At 60.6% G+C, this 13,709-nt stretch carries 12 protein-coding genes; 4 read left to right on the top strand and 8 right to left on the bottom strand.

The genetic code is table 11. From position 1 onward, the window contains the following. Positions 1–47 precede the first annotated feature (47 nt). Positions 48–1,409: a NosD domain-containing protein gene (locus tag J7U39_RS24370; protein ID WP_210632376.1), complete on the top strand. Its 1,362-nt coding sequence runs from the start codon at positions 48–50 to the stop codon at positions 1,407–1,409. 110 nt (positions 1,410–1,519) lie between these two features. After that, positions 1,520–3,181, top strand: a complete 1,662-nt coding sequence (locus J7U39_RS24365) for a GH32 C-terminal domain-containing protein (protein ID WP_210632375.1) — start codon at positions 1,520–1,522, stop codon at positions 3,179–3,181. A 78-nt stretch (positions 3,182–3,259) separates the two neighbouring features. On the opposite strand, the gene J7U39_RS24360 is transcribed toward J7U39_RS24365, so the two are convergent. Further along, positions 3,260–3,667 (bottom strand): carboxymuconolactone decarboxylase family protein, encoded by a 408-nt coding sequence (locus J7U39_RS24360; RefSeq protein WP_210632374.1) that lies wholly within the window; start codon positions 3,665–3,667, stop codon positions 3,260–3,262. Here J7U39_RS24360 and J7U39_RS24355 point away from each other — a divergent pair. Together J7U39_RS24355 and J7U39_RS24350 are read left to right on the top strand one after the other, a co-directional pair. Continuing rightward, positions 3,661–3,909, top strand: coding sequence for a hypothetical protein (locus J7U39_RS24355; protein WP_210632373.1), 249 nt, complete (start codon positions 3,661–3,663; stop codon positions 3,907–3,909). The genes J7U39_RS24360 and J7U39_RS24355 overlap by 7 nt on opposite strands. Positions 3,910–3,966: 57 nt before the next feature. Next, a complete protein-coding gene (locus tag J7U39_RS24350) occupies positions 3,967–4,896 on the top strand; it encodes a TauD/TfdA family dioxygenase (protein ID WP_210632372.1) in 930 nt (309 codons plus the stop codon). 125 nt (positions 4,897–5,021) lie between these two features. Here J7U39_RS24350 and aspA read toward each other — a convergent pair whose 3' ends face one another. From aspA to J7U39_RS24315, 7 genes are all read right to left on the bottom strand, one after another. After that, positions 5,022–6,449, bottom strand: a complete 1,428-nt coding sequence (gene aspA / locus J7U39_RS24345) for an aspartate ammonia-lyase (protein WP_210632371.1) — start codon at positions 6,447–6,449, stop codon at positions 5,022–5,024. Positions 6,450–6,550: 101 nt separating this feature from the next. Further along, a complete protein-coding gene (locus J7U39_RS24340; protein WP_210632370.1) occupies positions 6,551–7,645 on the bottom strand; it encodes an asparaginase in 1,095 nt (364 codons plus the stop codon). A 61-nt stretch (positions 7,646–7,706) separates the two neighbouring features. Beyond that, positions 7,707–9,179: an amino acid permease gene (locus J7U39_RS24335; protein ID WP_210632369.1), complete on the bottom strand. Its 1,473-nt coding sequence runs from the start codon at positions 9,177–9,179 to the stop codon at positions 7,707–7,709. A gap of 226 nt (positions 9,180–9,405) precedes the next feature. After that, entirely contained in the window at positions 9,406–10,113 is a 708-nt protein-coding gene (locus J7U39_RS24330) for a FadR/GntR family transcriptional regulator (RefSeq protein ID WP_210632368.1), read from the bottom strand. A gap of 48 nt (positions 10,114–10,161) precedes the next feature. Beyond that, positions 10,162–10,881, bottom strand: coding sequence for a FadR/GntR family transcriptional regulator (locus J7U39_RS24325; RefSeq protein ID WP_210632367.1), 720 nt, complete (start codon positions 10,879–10,881; stop codon positions 10,162–10,164). A 93-nt stretch (positions 10,882–10,974) separates the two neighbouring features. After that, complete coding sequence (locus J7U39_RS24320) at positions 10,975–11,796, bottom strand: bifunctional allantoicase/(S)-ureidoglycine aminohydrolase (RefSeq protein ID WP_210632366.1); 822 nt, start codon at positions 11,794–11,796, stop codon at positions 10,975–10,977. A gap of 64 nt (positions 11,797–11,860) precedes the next feature. Further along, complete coding sequence (locus J7U39_RS24315; protein WP_210632365.1) at positions 11,861–13,708, bottom strand: ABC transporter ATP-binding protein; 1,848 nt, start codon at positions 13,706–13,708, stop codon at positions 11,861–11,863. Position 13,709: the final 1 nt, after the last annotated feature.

Here is a 13,709-nt window from a genome sequence, read left to right as displayed (position 1 = left end):
GCCAAAAGAAAACAAGATTAACCCTCGCTGTCCGAGGAGACATGACAATGGTTAGCGAAAACTGTTACGACGTCACGAAGTATCCAACAGGCAATCCTCGGGAGGATATTGGCGCCGTCATCAATAACATCATTGCAGATATCAAGAACAGGCAAGCGGTTGTCGATGTAAATGACGGCGGAAAACCTGGATCAGTTATCTACATACCACCAGGCGATTATCGTCTCGTCACTCAAGTCGTTATAGACGTGAGCTATCTGAAAATCGTTGGCTCTGGTCATGGTTTTACGTCGTCAAGCATCCGCTTCAACACACCCGCAGGCGAGTTGGCCCACTGGCACGAGGTGTGGCCGGGCGGAAGTCGAATCCTTGTGGACATTTCTCCAGAGGCCGCAGACGGTGAGGCTGCTGGTGCCGCGTTTTATGTCAAGCGCAACGGAAATCCTCGTATAAGCTCTGTGGAGTTTGCCGACTTTTGCATCGATGGCTTGCACTTCATCGATGATGGTTTGGGGCAAGACGACGCAGAAAACACATACAGAAATGGCAAAACGGGAATCTATGTGGGCAGCGCCAATGACTCATTCCGAATAACCGGGATGGGCCTTATCTACCTGGAACACGGAGTTACTGTTCATGATGCAGATGCGCTCGCGATAGACAACAATTTCATCGCAGAGTGCGGCAACTGTATCGAACTGAAAGGTATGGGGCAGGCCTCGAGAATAGCAAATAATTTCGTCGGCGCGGGATATAGGGGACACTCGATTTACGCCGAGAATTACGCCGGCATTCTGGTGTCCTCAAACAACGTATTTCCTCGAGGAGCAAGCAGTGTCCATTTCTCCGGAGTGGTGCGTTCCTCGGTCACGGGAAACAGGTTCCATTCCTTTTATCCCGGAATGTTGGTTCTTGCTGCTAACTGCTGCGAGAATTTGGTCTCGTCAAATCATTTTCTGCGAGATCGCGAGCCATGGGCGCCGATGCAGAAGTACGACAATGGCTTGGATGATCTGTTTGGACTTCTGCAGATTGACGGCAGCAACAATTCGCTGATCGCGAACCATATTTCGCACACCGTTGACACTCAATATATCAAGCCTCCCGCAGCAAAACCTGTCATAATCAATGTAGTTTCCGGCAGTGGAAACTACATAGCCAACAACCACATTGTGGCCACCACCGAAATAGCTCAAAAAGACGGGAGCGACACGCCAAACAGCGCCTGTTTTTCAACACAAGTGAGCGCATTGCTTTCAATCGGGAATTCGACTTTGCTCGACGTAACGACTGTGCTGGTGCAAAAGGCCTCCGTGGGGAATACGGTCCTGGACTCCGGAAATGTCGAACAAGTGGTGATGGACCGAGCGGTCAATGCATTCAGGGGCACTCCGGTTCCTGGGCAATAGACCGCAGCCGCCAGGCCTCTCCCGCCGGTCGTGGGACCACAAGTCCTCTTCCCGAGAAAACTTGGGCCAGTCTTCGGACCGGCCGTTCTTCACTCAGATTGCGTCTCCAAATGGCTAAAGCGACTGTCTCTTTTGCTTCGGGCGAGCGTTTGGAATTCTGGGCAGTTGGTCCCGGGGCCGTCACCATTTCACAATATGGTGAGACCCTCTGGCGTGTGCCCGCTTTCGAAGCTCATCCATCATACTATTCCTATCACCACCGCGAGGCCGGCAGCGTTGTCGTTGAATGGGATCGGCCGGAAGCATTCCTTTGGGCCTACTCCTACGATCCGGCAACCGTTGCGGAGGCCGGCATAAAGCTATGGGAATTCAGCACGGATGAGATTCTAATTCGCGCAGGAAAGGAAATTGGCACATGGCTGCGAAGCGATCCTCAGCGGCCTCGACTTCATTTTTCTCCTTGTCGCAACTGGATGAACGATCCCGTGGGTCTCTGCAGGATGGGCGACTGTTGGCACCTGTTTTATCAATTTCATCCATGCGGCGGCGACTGGGGGCCAATGCACTGGGGACATGCTACCAGCCCTGACCTGTTCAACTGGACACACATGCCGGTTTTCCTCCATCCGGAGCAGAACCTCTGGCGTCTCGGTGCAACCGGAGGCGCATTCTCCGGCAATGCATTTGAGGATAGGGATGGCAGGCTGATGTTCTTCTATACGGAGCGCCTGCCCGCCTATGACCTTTTCAAAGGTTATCGAGAAATACAGAAGATCGCCCGGCCGGACCGGCGGATGATCAAGGCGGCGAGCATCTCGACCGTGCTCGAGCAGCGCCCCGAAGGAGTCGAGCACGACTTCCGCGATCCAAAGGTGTGGTGGGATGAAGCCGCCGGCGCTTATCGCATGGTGCTCGGCGCTTCTATTCATGGCGACCCGGCAGTCTTGCTTTACGGTTCGGAGGATCTGCGTGAGTGGAAATACCTGGGACCGCTGTTCCGTGCACCGCCCTTCTTCCGTGAGCAGGGCGCCAGAGCAGTTGAATGCCCCGACTTTTTCCCCATCGACGGCAAATGGGTGCTGATCATGGGACTTGTCGGACACTGTGATCCAGGCAGCGGCCGACACAACCTGCTTTATGGGCTCGTCGGAGATTTCGTCGATGACCGCTTCATTCCGGACTCCGATGCGCTGCAACTCCTCGACTTCGGTAGCGACTATTATGCGATGCAGAGCTTCGCGACGGATGGCAGGCAGATTGCCTTTGCGTGGTTGTTCAATTGGGAGTTCCGCAAGCCTGCCGGGTCGCCGTATTCCGGCGAGTTGTCCTTACCTCGCCAGCTGTCGCTGGATGCGCGCAACAGGATATGCATGAGACCCGCTGACGAAGTGGAGGAGGCCCTCACTCATGCGCCTCTGTCTTCCGCAGAGCCCGGCAGATATGTTCTGGACGAAGCGTCGATCGATATCCGATTGAACGGGATGCTCGACGGAACAAGGATCACTGCGACCGAAGCCGGACAATTGTCATTTTCCATCATGGTGGAAGATCAAAGTATCTCCGTGCAGCTGCCACAAGACGACGGATCGATCCGTTACGCCGCGGCGATTGCCGGTGCCACGGATCTGAGAGTCATCCACGACAAGGGCATCGTAGAGATTTTTGCTGACGGAGGAGCCGTCTGCGGCACGCGGCGCAACTATCTCAACGTCAGACCGGACGATCTTGTTATCCTGTCAAAGGCACATGTGAGCGTTTTCAGCGGGGGGTAATCGCATCGTGCTGAAGGCGCTCCAAGCGGCCGATTCTGTACGTCGATGCCGCAGCCGCGAAGTTATTCGGGTCGTTTCCTACCGCACCTCGAATTCCGGATCTGTGGGAACCTGCATGGCGAGAGCGAGATGATTTGTCTGCGCGGCAAGCCCGATGATCGTCAGGAGTTCGCCATGTTGGGCATCGGTCATGCCGCGCGCCCGGGCGGCCGCGGTGTGGGATTGAATGCAGTATTGGCAGGCATTGGCCGTCGACACGGCGATATAGATCATCTCCCGCGTCAACGGATCGATCGCGCCTTCGACCGTCATGACCGACTTAAGCGTCTCCCACACCCGGTTGAGATTTGCGGGATCATTTGCGAGAGCACGCCAGAAATTGTTGATGAAATCGGTCTTGCGTGTCGCCCTGATGTCATCGAACACGGCTTGCACGGTCGGAATGGCTGCGGCCTCTTCATCCGACAGGAGTTTGACTGTTGCCATCGCAAGTTCCTTTCCGGGCGCGGATCCAGGGCCTCAAGCATGATTTGCTCGGCGATCCCACGCTGACCGGCGGAACATACGAAGAAATGGCAACGGCCGCCAGCCTCCCCGCCGGTGAGGAAATCGAACATCGCATTTCAGGAAAACAGGCAAAATTAGAAATTATTGTCTATATATTTTATAGATTATGCCGTTCCATAGCCCCGTCGACATCCAGCGATGAGATTTCGAACGCCCGATGAATCCTTCATCGGGCGCAGTGACCTGCCGACTTCTTCCAATTTCAACAGGAGATTTCCATGAGCAATCCGGTTCTCGTCAATCAGATCATCCCCGAGTCCGATGTCGTCCCGCTGACCGGCCGCGTCGGTGCCGAAATCAAGGGTATCCGCCTCGGCGGTGATCTTTCGGATGCAAAGGTGGCGGCCATCAACCAGCTTCTCTTGAAACACAAGGTCATCTTCTTCCGCGATCAAGGACATCTTGACGATTCCGAACAGGAAGCCTTCGCACGCCGCCTCGGCGACCTTGTGCCGCATCCAACCCAGGGACCGGTCGCCGGCACGGCTTCCATCCTCAATCTCGATTCCAGCCGCGGCGGCGGCAGGGCGGACCAGTGGCACACCGACGTCACCTTCGTCGATGCCTATCCCAAATTCTCCGTTCTTCGCGGCGTCGTCATTCCGGCGGCCGGCGGCGACACGATCTGGGCCAATACCCATGCCGCATATGAAAGCCTGCCGGCGCCGCTCAAATTGCTGGCGGATCACCTGTGGGCCATTCACAGCAATGCCTATGACTATGCTGCCGTTCGCCCTCGCGCCACCGCTGAAGAGAAGAAGCATTTCGAGGAGGTCTTCACCTCGACCATCTATGAGACCGAGCATCCGGTCGTGCGTGTCCATCCGGAAACCGGCGAAAGATCGCTACTGCTCGGCAACTTCGTTCAGCGCCTTGTCGGCCTGTCGAAGAGCGACTCCGTAAAACTCTACGAGGTGTTCCAGTCCTACGTCACCGCCCCGGAAAATACCGTGCGCTGGCGCTGGAGAGCGGGGGATGTGGCGATCTGGGACAATCGCGCCACCCAGCACTATGCCGTCAACGATTATGGCGACCAGCACCGCGTCGTGCGCCGCGCCACGGTTGACGGCGATATTCCCGTTGGCATCGACGGCCGCCGCAGCATAACCCATGTCAAGGCCGCCAAGCCGCAAGCAAAGGCGGCGTGATCACGCACAGATGAGTGTTGCCGGGCACATGAAGCGACCAGAGCTTCATGTGCCGCTGACATCCTTTTGGAGAGATTGCGGAAGCGGCCGGGCGCCCTTCGCAACAGCAAAAAGAGCCACATGCCTTACGAGAAGGATAGCTTCTCGCTCGGCCGGGTCAGGGTTTCCGGGCGCAGCACCGCATCGAGATGCTCCTTCTGCATCAGGCCGCGTTCGAGAAGGATTTCGTAAACCCCCCGTCCCGAATGATGCGCTTCCAGCGCAACCTCCGTGGCGTTGCGATAGCCGATATAGGGATTCAGCGCCGTCACGATGCCGATCGACTGCTCGACCGTCTGCCGCAGCCGGTCACGATTGGCGGTAATGCCTCGAATGCAGTTCGCTTCGAGCGTCAGGCAGGCATTGGTCAAGTGGCTCAGGCTGCGGTAGAGGCTGTAGAAGATCACCGGCTCGAAAGCATTCAACTGAAGCTGGCCCGCCTCGGCGGCCATGGTGATCGTCACGTCATTGCCGATCACTTCGAAAGCGACCTGGTTGACGACCTCGGGGATGACCGGGTTGACCTTGCCCGGCATGATCGAAGAGCCGGCCTGCCGCGCCGGCAGGTTGATCTCGTTCAGTCCCGCGCGCGGTCCCGAGGACAGCAGTCGCAAGTCGTTGCAGGTTTTGGACAGCTTGACCGCCACGCGCTTGAGGACGCCCGAAAGCTGCACGAAGGATCCGCAATCCTGCGTCGCCTCGACCAGATCCGGCGACGTCACCAGATCGACGCCGACGATCTCGGACAGGCGCTCGCGCACCAGCGCTGCATAGTGGGGATGGGCGGTGATGCCGGTACCGATGGCGGTGGCGCCGAGATTGATCTCGCGGATCAGCGAGACGGCTTCGGCAAGGCGCGCCTCATCCTCCGCGAGCATCAGTGCATAGGTTCCGAATTCCTGTCCCAGCGTCATCGGGACGGCGTCCTGCAACTGGGTGCGACCCATCTTGAGGACGTCGGCAAATTCGACCGCCTTGGCCTCGAACGACCGGCGCAGGATTGCCATGGCGTCGACGAGACGGTGAACGCCGATCCAGGCGGCGAGCTTCAGCGCCGTCGGATAGACATCGTTGGTGGATTGCGAGAGATTGACGTGCTCGTTCGGATGCAGGTGCTGGTACTCGCCCCGCGAATATCCCATGATTTCAAGCGCCCGGTTCGCAATCACCTCATTGGCATTCATGTTGGTCGAGGTGCCGGCGCCGCCCTGAATGAGATCGACGACGAAGTGGTCGTGCAGCGCGCCGTCGCGGATCTCGACACACGCTGCGATGATGGCGTCGGCGCGCGCCCGATCGAGAAGGCCGAGGCTTGCATTGGCCTGAGCCGCCGCCTGCTTGATCGCGGCGAGCGAGGCAATCAGATCCGCCGATTCACGCAGGGTCTGACCGGTGATCGGAAAATTCTCGACCGCGCGCAGCGTATGCACGCCGTAATAGGCCGAGGCCGGAACGTCGCGGTCGCCGATCAGGTCATGCTCGACGCGGATTTTCGCAATATCGGAGATAGTCATGGCTGAACTTTCGAGAGGCGGCGCTGCGGCTGCGGCGGCAGGCCGGAAGAATGATGAATGGGGACGCGGCAGAAATTGCCGGATCCGGAAGTGTCATCCGGTCAAGCCGCGGGACGGGAATTCTCTCCGTCCGGCTTGGATCCGCGCAGCTTGAATGGAAAGGACACGCCGCCGGTCGTGATACCCATCGTGTTCACGCGCCTGGGGCGATGAAACTCCGCAAGCTGCCTGCGACGTTCCGACGAGCCGACGCCAAGCTGCTCGAGGATTTCCGTCACGACGGCGTAGAGGATTTCGATGTTGCCGTCCTCGATCTTGACCGAGATGCCGAGCGCCCCATCCGCTCCCAGTCGCCTGGTATCGTCCGAGGCGCGAACACCGATTGCATAGCTGGCATCGGCGCCGAGCTTGCCGATCATTGCGCCGTCGAATGCGCGCATCAAAACCGTGCAGTAACGCCCTTCGCCCGCGACCAGTTCAGGGTAGCACGCCATCGCCCGGAAAATGCGAGCCAGCGCTGCGTCTCGCGTCGACGAGCCCTCCCGCCCCTCGCCCCGGTCCGCGGCCGAAGCAAGCTTGGCATAGAGGCGCGCCAGGCGATCCAGGGGAAAAGCGGGCGTCGGCAGATTGCATCCGTCGATCCCCCATTCGACGTCCTGCGGGTCCAGGTCGCAGAGTTCGGCGACCGTCCGCTTCACGACCAGCTGCATCGGATGATCCGGCAGGTGATAGTCGTCGGCGCCCGCTCCGATGGCCCGGGCGCCGGCAATCATTCCGACGTGTTTTCCCGAACAATTGCTGCAGACAGCCGTCGGTGTATAGTCCTGCTTGATCCAGGCCCGGTTCACGTTTTCGGACAAGGAAGGATGGCCGCCGCAGCGAAGATCCGCCTCCTCGGCCTGGATCTTTGATAGCATGGTCCGCGTCCGCACGATATGGCGCTCTTCGCTGCTGTGGGAAGCGCAAATCAGCGCGAGATCGGCATCATCGAAGCCGTAGCGCTCGAACCCATCCGTCTCGAGGATGGCAAGCGCCTGAGCCGGCTTGGCGGCAGACCGGGCAAGCGTCAGGCGCGTCGGGTTTCCCAGCGCGTAAAGCAGCCTCCCCGTTGCATCGACGACCGCCGCATGGACGCGGTGACGGTTCTCGACGATGCCGCCACGATCGGTGACGACGGAATCCTCACTCGGGATCATTTCTCTCTCCATTGATGCGGTGCCCGACGGCCTTCGGCGCGCCGGGGATAGCTATCGCGGGTCAGGCCAGATCGAAACCGCCGCGATCGTCGCCGTGTTCGGCTGCAATCAGGTGGATGCGCTCCCGCATCAGAAGCCAGCCGACCACCAGCGCCGGAATGATCAACAGCAGAGACGCGACCGTGTAGGTGCCGACTGGATAATCGAGGGCCATCAGGATCACGACGATCGCCAGGAAGCCCAGCGTCAGCACGCCAGTGTAAGGCGCGCCGAACATCCGGAATTCCGGCCGCGCCAGCTTGCCCTGACGTGACAGGTACCACAGCTTGAGCTGGCAGAGGACGATGACGCCCCAGGCCGCGATGATGCCGAGGGCCGCGACATTCAAGCCGATCTCGAAAGCTGCTGCCGGAACGACGGCGTTCAGCACGACGCCGAAGGCGGTCACGACTGCGGTCACCGCAATCCCGCCATAGGGTACGCCGGATCTGTTCATTTTCGCCAGGGCGGCCGGCGCCGAGCCTGAGATCGCCATGGAATGCAAGATGCGGCCGGTCGAATAGAGGCCTGCATTGAGGGACGACAGGACCGCGGTCAGCACGACGAGGTTCATGACGACGTCGGCGCCCTGGACGCCGATCTTGCCGAAGAAGGTGACAAAGGGGCTCTCGCCGCCCTTATAGGCGGTATAGGGCAGCAGCAGCGACAGCAGCAGAACCGAGCCGACATAGAAGACCACCAGGCGCAGCACGACCGTCCGGATCGCCCGGGGCATGACCTTGCGCGCATTTTCGGTTTCGCCTGCGGCGGTGCCGATCAGCTCGATCGAGGCATAGGCAAAAACCACCCCCTGTATCACGACCAGCGCCGGCAGGATCCCGCTCGGAAACATGCCGCCGAAATCGGTGATCGTATTCAGCCCCGGAACGTGGCCGTCGATCGGCGTGCCGGAGATGACGAAGTAAACCCCGACGATCAGGAAGACAACCAGAGCGAGAACCTTGACGAGGCTAAACCAGAATTCCAGTTCGCCGAAGACCTTCACCGACAGAAGGTTCATGGCGAGAACAAGGACCAGTGCCGTCAGCGCAAATACCCACTGATCGATCATGGCGATCCATGGGACATAGGCCTTGAAGAAATTCATGTAGAGCGCCACCGCGGTGACATCGGCGACCGCCGTCATCGCCCAGGTCAGCCAGTACAGCCAACCGACCGCGAAGGCGAGCTTTTCGCCGTAAAATTCACGGGCATAGGAGACGAACGAGCCCGAGGTCGGGCGATGGACGATCAGTTCGCCGAGAGCCCTGAGAACGAGGAATGCGAAAAAGCCGCACAAGGCATAGACGAGTACGAGCGCCGGACCGGCAGCGGCAAGCCGCCCGCCCGCGCCGAGAAACAGGCCGGTGCCGATGGCGCCGCCGATGGCGATCATCTGGATCTGACGCGGCTTCAGCGCCTTTTTGTAACCGAGATCCTCCTCGGCGAAGATCTGGCCATCGGCCTCGGTTCTGGTGGATTCCATGACTGTCATTACTCCTCCCTATCCTGGATTCGGCAGCCTCCCCGGCCGCCCTTCCGCGCAGTCGCTCCATAGATGTTAATCTGCTATGCGGTCTGACAGGTTTGTGGAATAGCTGAGGATCCGCGCCACGGTCAAGGTCTTTCGTTCGAGAGGGTGCATATATGAACGCCGGTTCGCCCATCTGGCAGCTGCCGATGCCCAAGCGCACGGTGTTGGAGGAAGCGTTCGCGGCTGCTTAACGCAGTGCGGCGCCGAGGATGCGATTGACCGCCGTCTCGACCTTTTGGAGATGAACCTCCATCGCGGCCCGGGCTTCGATCTCCGAGCCTGCACGGATCGCGTCGACAATCGCGCGATGCTCGTCGTTCGACTCCTGGCGCCGCGGCCCTAAGACCGTCAGCAGCCCGGATTGCTGCGCCATCGCCTCCCGGACCTCGTCGACGATGTCGCGGAAGACGGCGTTCTTCGATGCAGCCGCGATCAGCCCATGAAATTCCGAATCCAACCGCACCCAGGCCTCGGTATTTTTCTCTTGCTCCATCTCGTCGCAAAGTCCGAGCAAGCGGGACAGCTCGTCATCGCTCCGACGCAGCGCCGCCCAGCCGGCGGCCGATACTTCGACGTGAGGCCGCGCCTCCATCAGATCACGCGCCGAATAATCGCCGTAACTGATATTTCCGTCGCCGGCAGCCGCGAGCACATAGGTGCCGCTGCCCGTTCGCGTCTCCGTCAGCCCCAAAATCTGCAGCGAGCGCAGCGCTTCCCGGACGATCGGGCGGCTGACGCCGTATTTTCCCGCCAGCTTAGCTTCCGACGGCAGCTTCGAACCGGCAGCAAAACGGCCGGAAAGGATGAGGCTGCGCAATTCATCGAACACAAGTTCCGAGGCGCTTTTGCGACTGAGGGTCGCGGGATCGGACAGCCAGTTTTCTAGATCGTTCATCGCTTGCATTCGATTGGCCGGGCGGAATGTCCGGGCGCAAAATTGAAATCAGGCCTTCCAGGCAGTTCGTCTGTTATCGGCAATCCCGATGATGGACCGCTCGACCTCCAGCAGGTGCTCCGCCATTGCCGCGCGCGCATCCTGCTCGCTGCCCGCGGCAACTGCCTCCAGAATTCGGCGATGTTCGGCGTTGGACGCTTTGCGCCGGCCGCGAACATGCTCGACGAGTTCGGATTGCGTCGAAAGCGCGCCGCGAACATCGGCGACGACTTTCCGGAAGATCGCATTGCCGGAAGCCTCCGCGATTTCTCCGTGAAAGACCGCATCCATCCGCACCCATTCCCGGACATCCTCTTCCTCGTCCATCCGGTCGCACAAGGATGCGAGCCGGGTCAGCTGCTCGTCCGAGCGCCGCAATGCCGCCCAACCGGCAGCCGGAATCTCGATGCAGGGGCGCGCCTCCATCAGATCCCGGGCGGAATAGGCGCCGCCGCCGAGTTGGCGCGCGGGGCTTTCCGAAACGACGAAGGTGCCCCGGCCGGTCCTGGTCTGCGTGAACCCCAGTGTCTGCAGCGAACGCAGCGCTTCACGCACGATCGCCCGGCTGATGCCGTAACGTTCGGCAAGTTGCACCTCCGAGGGCAGACGGATCCCGAGCGCCAGTTTCCGATCGACAATGGCCGTGCGGATATCTTCGAAGACCGCCTCGGCAGCGTTTCTTCGGCCTATTTCTTTCTTCTCCGAGAGCCATGAATCCATATTCCGCATCGAAGAACGATGCGGGCAATCCACAGAGCTGTCAAGCAACCGAACAGGCTGATCGGGAGCGTGCGGGCGTGCGGCACGCGTCGCGGAAAGCGACTACCAGAGCTTCATATGGCGGTTGACGTCCTTGTAGAGCAGGTAGCGGAACCGGCCGGGGCCGCCGGCGTAGCAGGCCTGCGGGCAGAAGGCGCGCAGCCACATGAAATCGCCAGCCTCGACCTCGACCCAATCCTGGTTCAGGCGATAGACCGCCTTGCCCTCCAGCACATAGAGACCATGCTCCATGACATGCGTTTCCATGAACGGGATCACCGCACCCGGCTCCAGCGTCACGATGTTGACGTGCATGTCGTAGCGCACATCGGCCGGATCGATGAAGCGGGTCGTGCCCCAGCGCCCGTCGGTGTCGGGCATGGCCCGGATCGGATGGTCGTCCTCATGGGTGACGATCCCCGGCGGCGGTTCCAGCCCCTCGACCTCCTGAAAGGCCTTTCTGACCCAGTGGAAGATTGCTGCGGCTGAGCCGTCATTCTTCAGACGCCAGGCCGAATCCGCTGGAATGTAAACAAAGGAACCGGCGCGCAGCGCATGGCTGACGCCCTCGAGCTCAACCGTCATGTCGCCTTCGACGACGAACAGCACCGCTTCAGCCCGCTTGTCGGGCTCCGGGCGGTCGCTACCGCCGCCCGGCTGAACTTCCATCACATATTGCGAGAAGGTCTCGGAGAAGCCCGACAGCGGCCGGGAGAGAACCCATGCGCGCGTGCCCGTCCAATGCGGGAGCAGGCTCGTGACAATATCGCTCATGACGCCGCGGGGGATGACCGCGTAAGCCGTGGTAAAAACGGCCCGGCCCGAGAGCAGCTGGCTCTGCGGCGGCAATCCGCCGAGCGTCGAAAAATAATCCGTCTTGTTCATCGGTGCGGCTTTCCAAGCATTTGTCTCTGCACCTGCTTTATGCGCCGCCGATCCGTTAGGCAACTCACAAGCCGGACGAGCGATCCGCCATCACCAGGTGGCCGGGCCCGACCTCGCGATAGAAAGCTTTCGGGGGGGCATAGTCGACCGGTCGCATCGGGCTTTTGATCTCGTCATTCGCCACCAGGCGCTTTTCGTGGCGACGGTCGGGATCGGGCACCGGCACGGCGGCGATGAGCTTCTTCGTATAGGGGTGCTGCGGATTTTCGAATATGGCGGCGCGCGGGCCGACCTCGACGATCTCGCCGAGATACATCACCGCCACGCGGTGGCTGACGCGCTCGACCACCGCCATATCATGCGATATGAACAGAAAGGCGAGGTTGAGGCTCTGCTGCAGGTCGAGCATCAGGTTGATGACCTGCGCCTTGATCGAGACGTCGAGCGCCGAAACGCTTTCGTCGGCAATGATGACCTTCGGCTGCAGGGCAAGCGCCCGGGCAATGCAGATGCGCTGGCGCTGTCCGCCGGAAAATTCATGCGGATAACGCCCGGCCATCTCCGCGGAAAGGCCGACCTTGACCAGCAGATCGGCAACGACGTCCTTGGACTGTTTCGCCGTGCCCATGCCGTGCTCGAGATAGGGCTCGGCGATCGCAGCACCCACCGTCATGCGCGGATTGAGGCTGGCGAAGGGATCCTGGAAGATCATCTGCACGGATTTGCGCATTTCGCGCAGTGCCCTCCTGTCGAGGCCGAGCACCTCCCTCCCCTCGACGAGCACCGAACCGGCCTGCGGCTCGATCAGGCGCATGATGGCCCGCCCTGTCGTCGATTTGCCGCAGCCGGATTCGCCGACGAGCGACAGCGTCTCGCCGGCATGGAGATCGAAAGAGACGTTTTCGACCGCGTGCACGCGGCTCGTCAGCCGGCCGAAGAGGCCGGAGTGGATATCGAAGCGCTTGGTGAGGTTCTTCACCTGCAGGACGGGCGTCACTGCCACCGTATCGGCTGCCTCGGCGGGAACGTCGGATTCGCCCGTTGCGGTATTGACCACGGGAAAACGCAGCGGCCTCTGCCGACCCTGCATCGAGCCGAGCACCGGCACGGCGGACAGCAGCGCCTTCGTATAAGGATGTCTGCCGCGGTGGAAGATATCGGCGGTGACGCCGCTTTCGACCTGCTCGCCGCGATACATCACCACCGTTCTGTCGGCGATCTCGGCGACAACGCCCATGTCATGCGTGATGAAGAGAACGGAGGTCCCCTCCTCCGCCTGCAGCATCTTGATGAGATCGAGGATCTGCCCCTGGATCGTCACGTCGAGCGCTGTCGTCGGCTCGTCGGCGATCAGCAGTTTCGGCCGGCTGGCGAGCGCCATGGCGATCATCACCCGCTGGCGCATGCCGCCGGAAAAACGGTGCGGATATTCGTCGAAGCGCGAGGCGGCCGAGGGGATGCGGACCTTCTCCAAGAGCCTGATCGTTTCGGCCCTGGCATCGGCCCGGCTCAAATCGGAATGGCAAAGCAGCGCTTCGGAGATCTGATCGCCGATGGTGAAAAGCGGATTGAGCGAGGTCATCGGCTCCTGGAAGATCATCGCCACCTCATTGCCGCGCACCTGCCGCATCGCGTGTTCCGGCAGCGCCAGCAGGTCGCGGCCGCCGAGCACGACGCAGCCTTCGGTGCGGCTCGTTTCCGGCTGCAACAGCCGCATGATCGACAGCGACGTCACGCTCTTGCCCGAGCCGGATTCGCCGACGATCGCCACGGTTTCACCGGGCGCGACGGTGAAGGAGACATCGCGCACGACCGGTTTCCAGGCGCCGTCCACGAGGAAGGAGGTGGTCAGCCTGTCGACGGAAAGAACGGGGCTCAATGTCTCGATCGGCTGGGCTTGGGCGTTGGCCATT

It is taken from the genome of Rhizobium sp. NLR16a (genome assembly GCF_017948245.1).
In the GTDB taxonomy this organism is placed as follows: Bacteria; Pseudomonadota; Alphaproteobacteria; order Rhizobiales; family Rhizobiaceae; genus Rhizobium.
Note: the sequence above shows the minus strand (reverse complement) of the source record. Positions and strands in the feature narration are given on the sequence as shown.

Excerpts from the sequence above, each read along its gene's own strand:
- J7U39_RS24370 (WP_210632376.1), top strand. The coding sequence starts at position 48 with ATGGTTAGCGAAAACTGTTACGACGTCACGAAGTATCCAACAGGCAAT.
- J7U39_RS24365 (WP_210632375.1), top strand. The coding sequence starts at position 1,520 with ATGGCTAAAGCGACTGTCTCTTTTGCTTCGGGCGAGCGTTTGGAATTC.
- J7U39_RS24360 (WP_210632374.1), bottom strand. The coding sequence starts at position 3,667 with ATGGCAACAGTCAAACTCCTGTCGGATGAAGAGGCCGCAGCCATTCCG.
- J7U39_RS24350 (WP_210632372.1), top strand. The coding sequence starts at position 3,967 with ATGAGCAATCCGGTTCTCGTCAATCAGATCATCCCCGAGTCCGATGTC.
- aspA (WP_210632371.1), bottom strand. The coding sequence starts at position 6,449 with ATGACTATCTCCGATATTGCGAAAATCCGCGTCGAGCATGACCTGATC.
- J7U39_RS24340 (WP_210632370.1), bottom strand. The coding sequence starts at position 7,645 with ATGATCCCGAGTGAGGATTCCGTCGTCACCGATCGTGGCGGCATCGTC.
- J7U39_RS24335 (WP_210632369.1), bottom strand. The coding sequence starts at position 9,179 with ATGACAGTCATGGAATCCACCAGAACCGAGGCCGATGGCCAGATCTTC.
- J7U39_RS24330 (WP_210632368.1), bottom strand. The coding sequence starts at position 10,113 with ATGAACGATCTAGAAAACTGGCTGTCCGATCCCGCGACCCTCAGTCGC.
- J7U39_RS24325 (WP_210632367.1), bottom strand. The coding sequence starts at position 10,881 with ATGCGGAATATGGATTCATGGCTCTCGGAGAAGAAAGAAATAGGCCGA.
- J7U39_RS24320 (WP_210632366.1), bottom strand. The coding sequence starts at position 11,796 with ATGAACAAGACGGATTATTTTTCGACGCTCGGCGGATTGCCGCCGCAG.
- J7U39_RS24315 (WP_210632365.1), bottom strand. The coding sequence starts at position 13,708 with ATGGCCAACGCCCAAGCCCAGCCGATCGAGACATTGAGCCCCGTTCTT.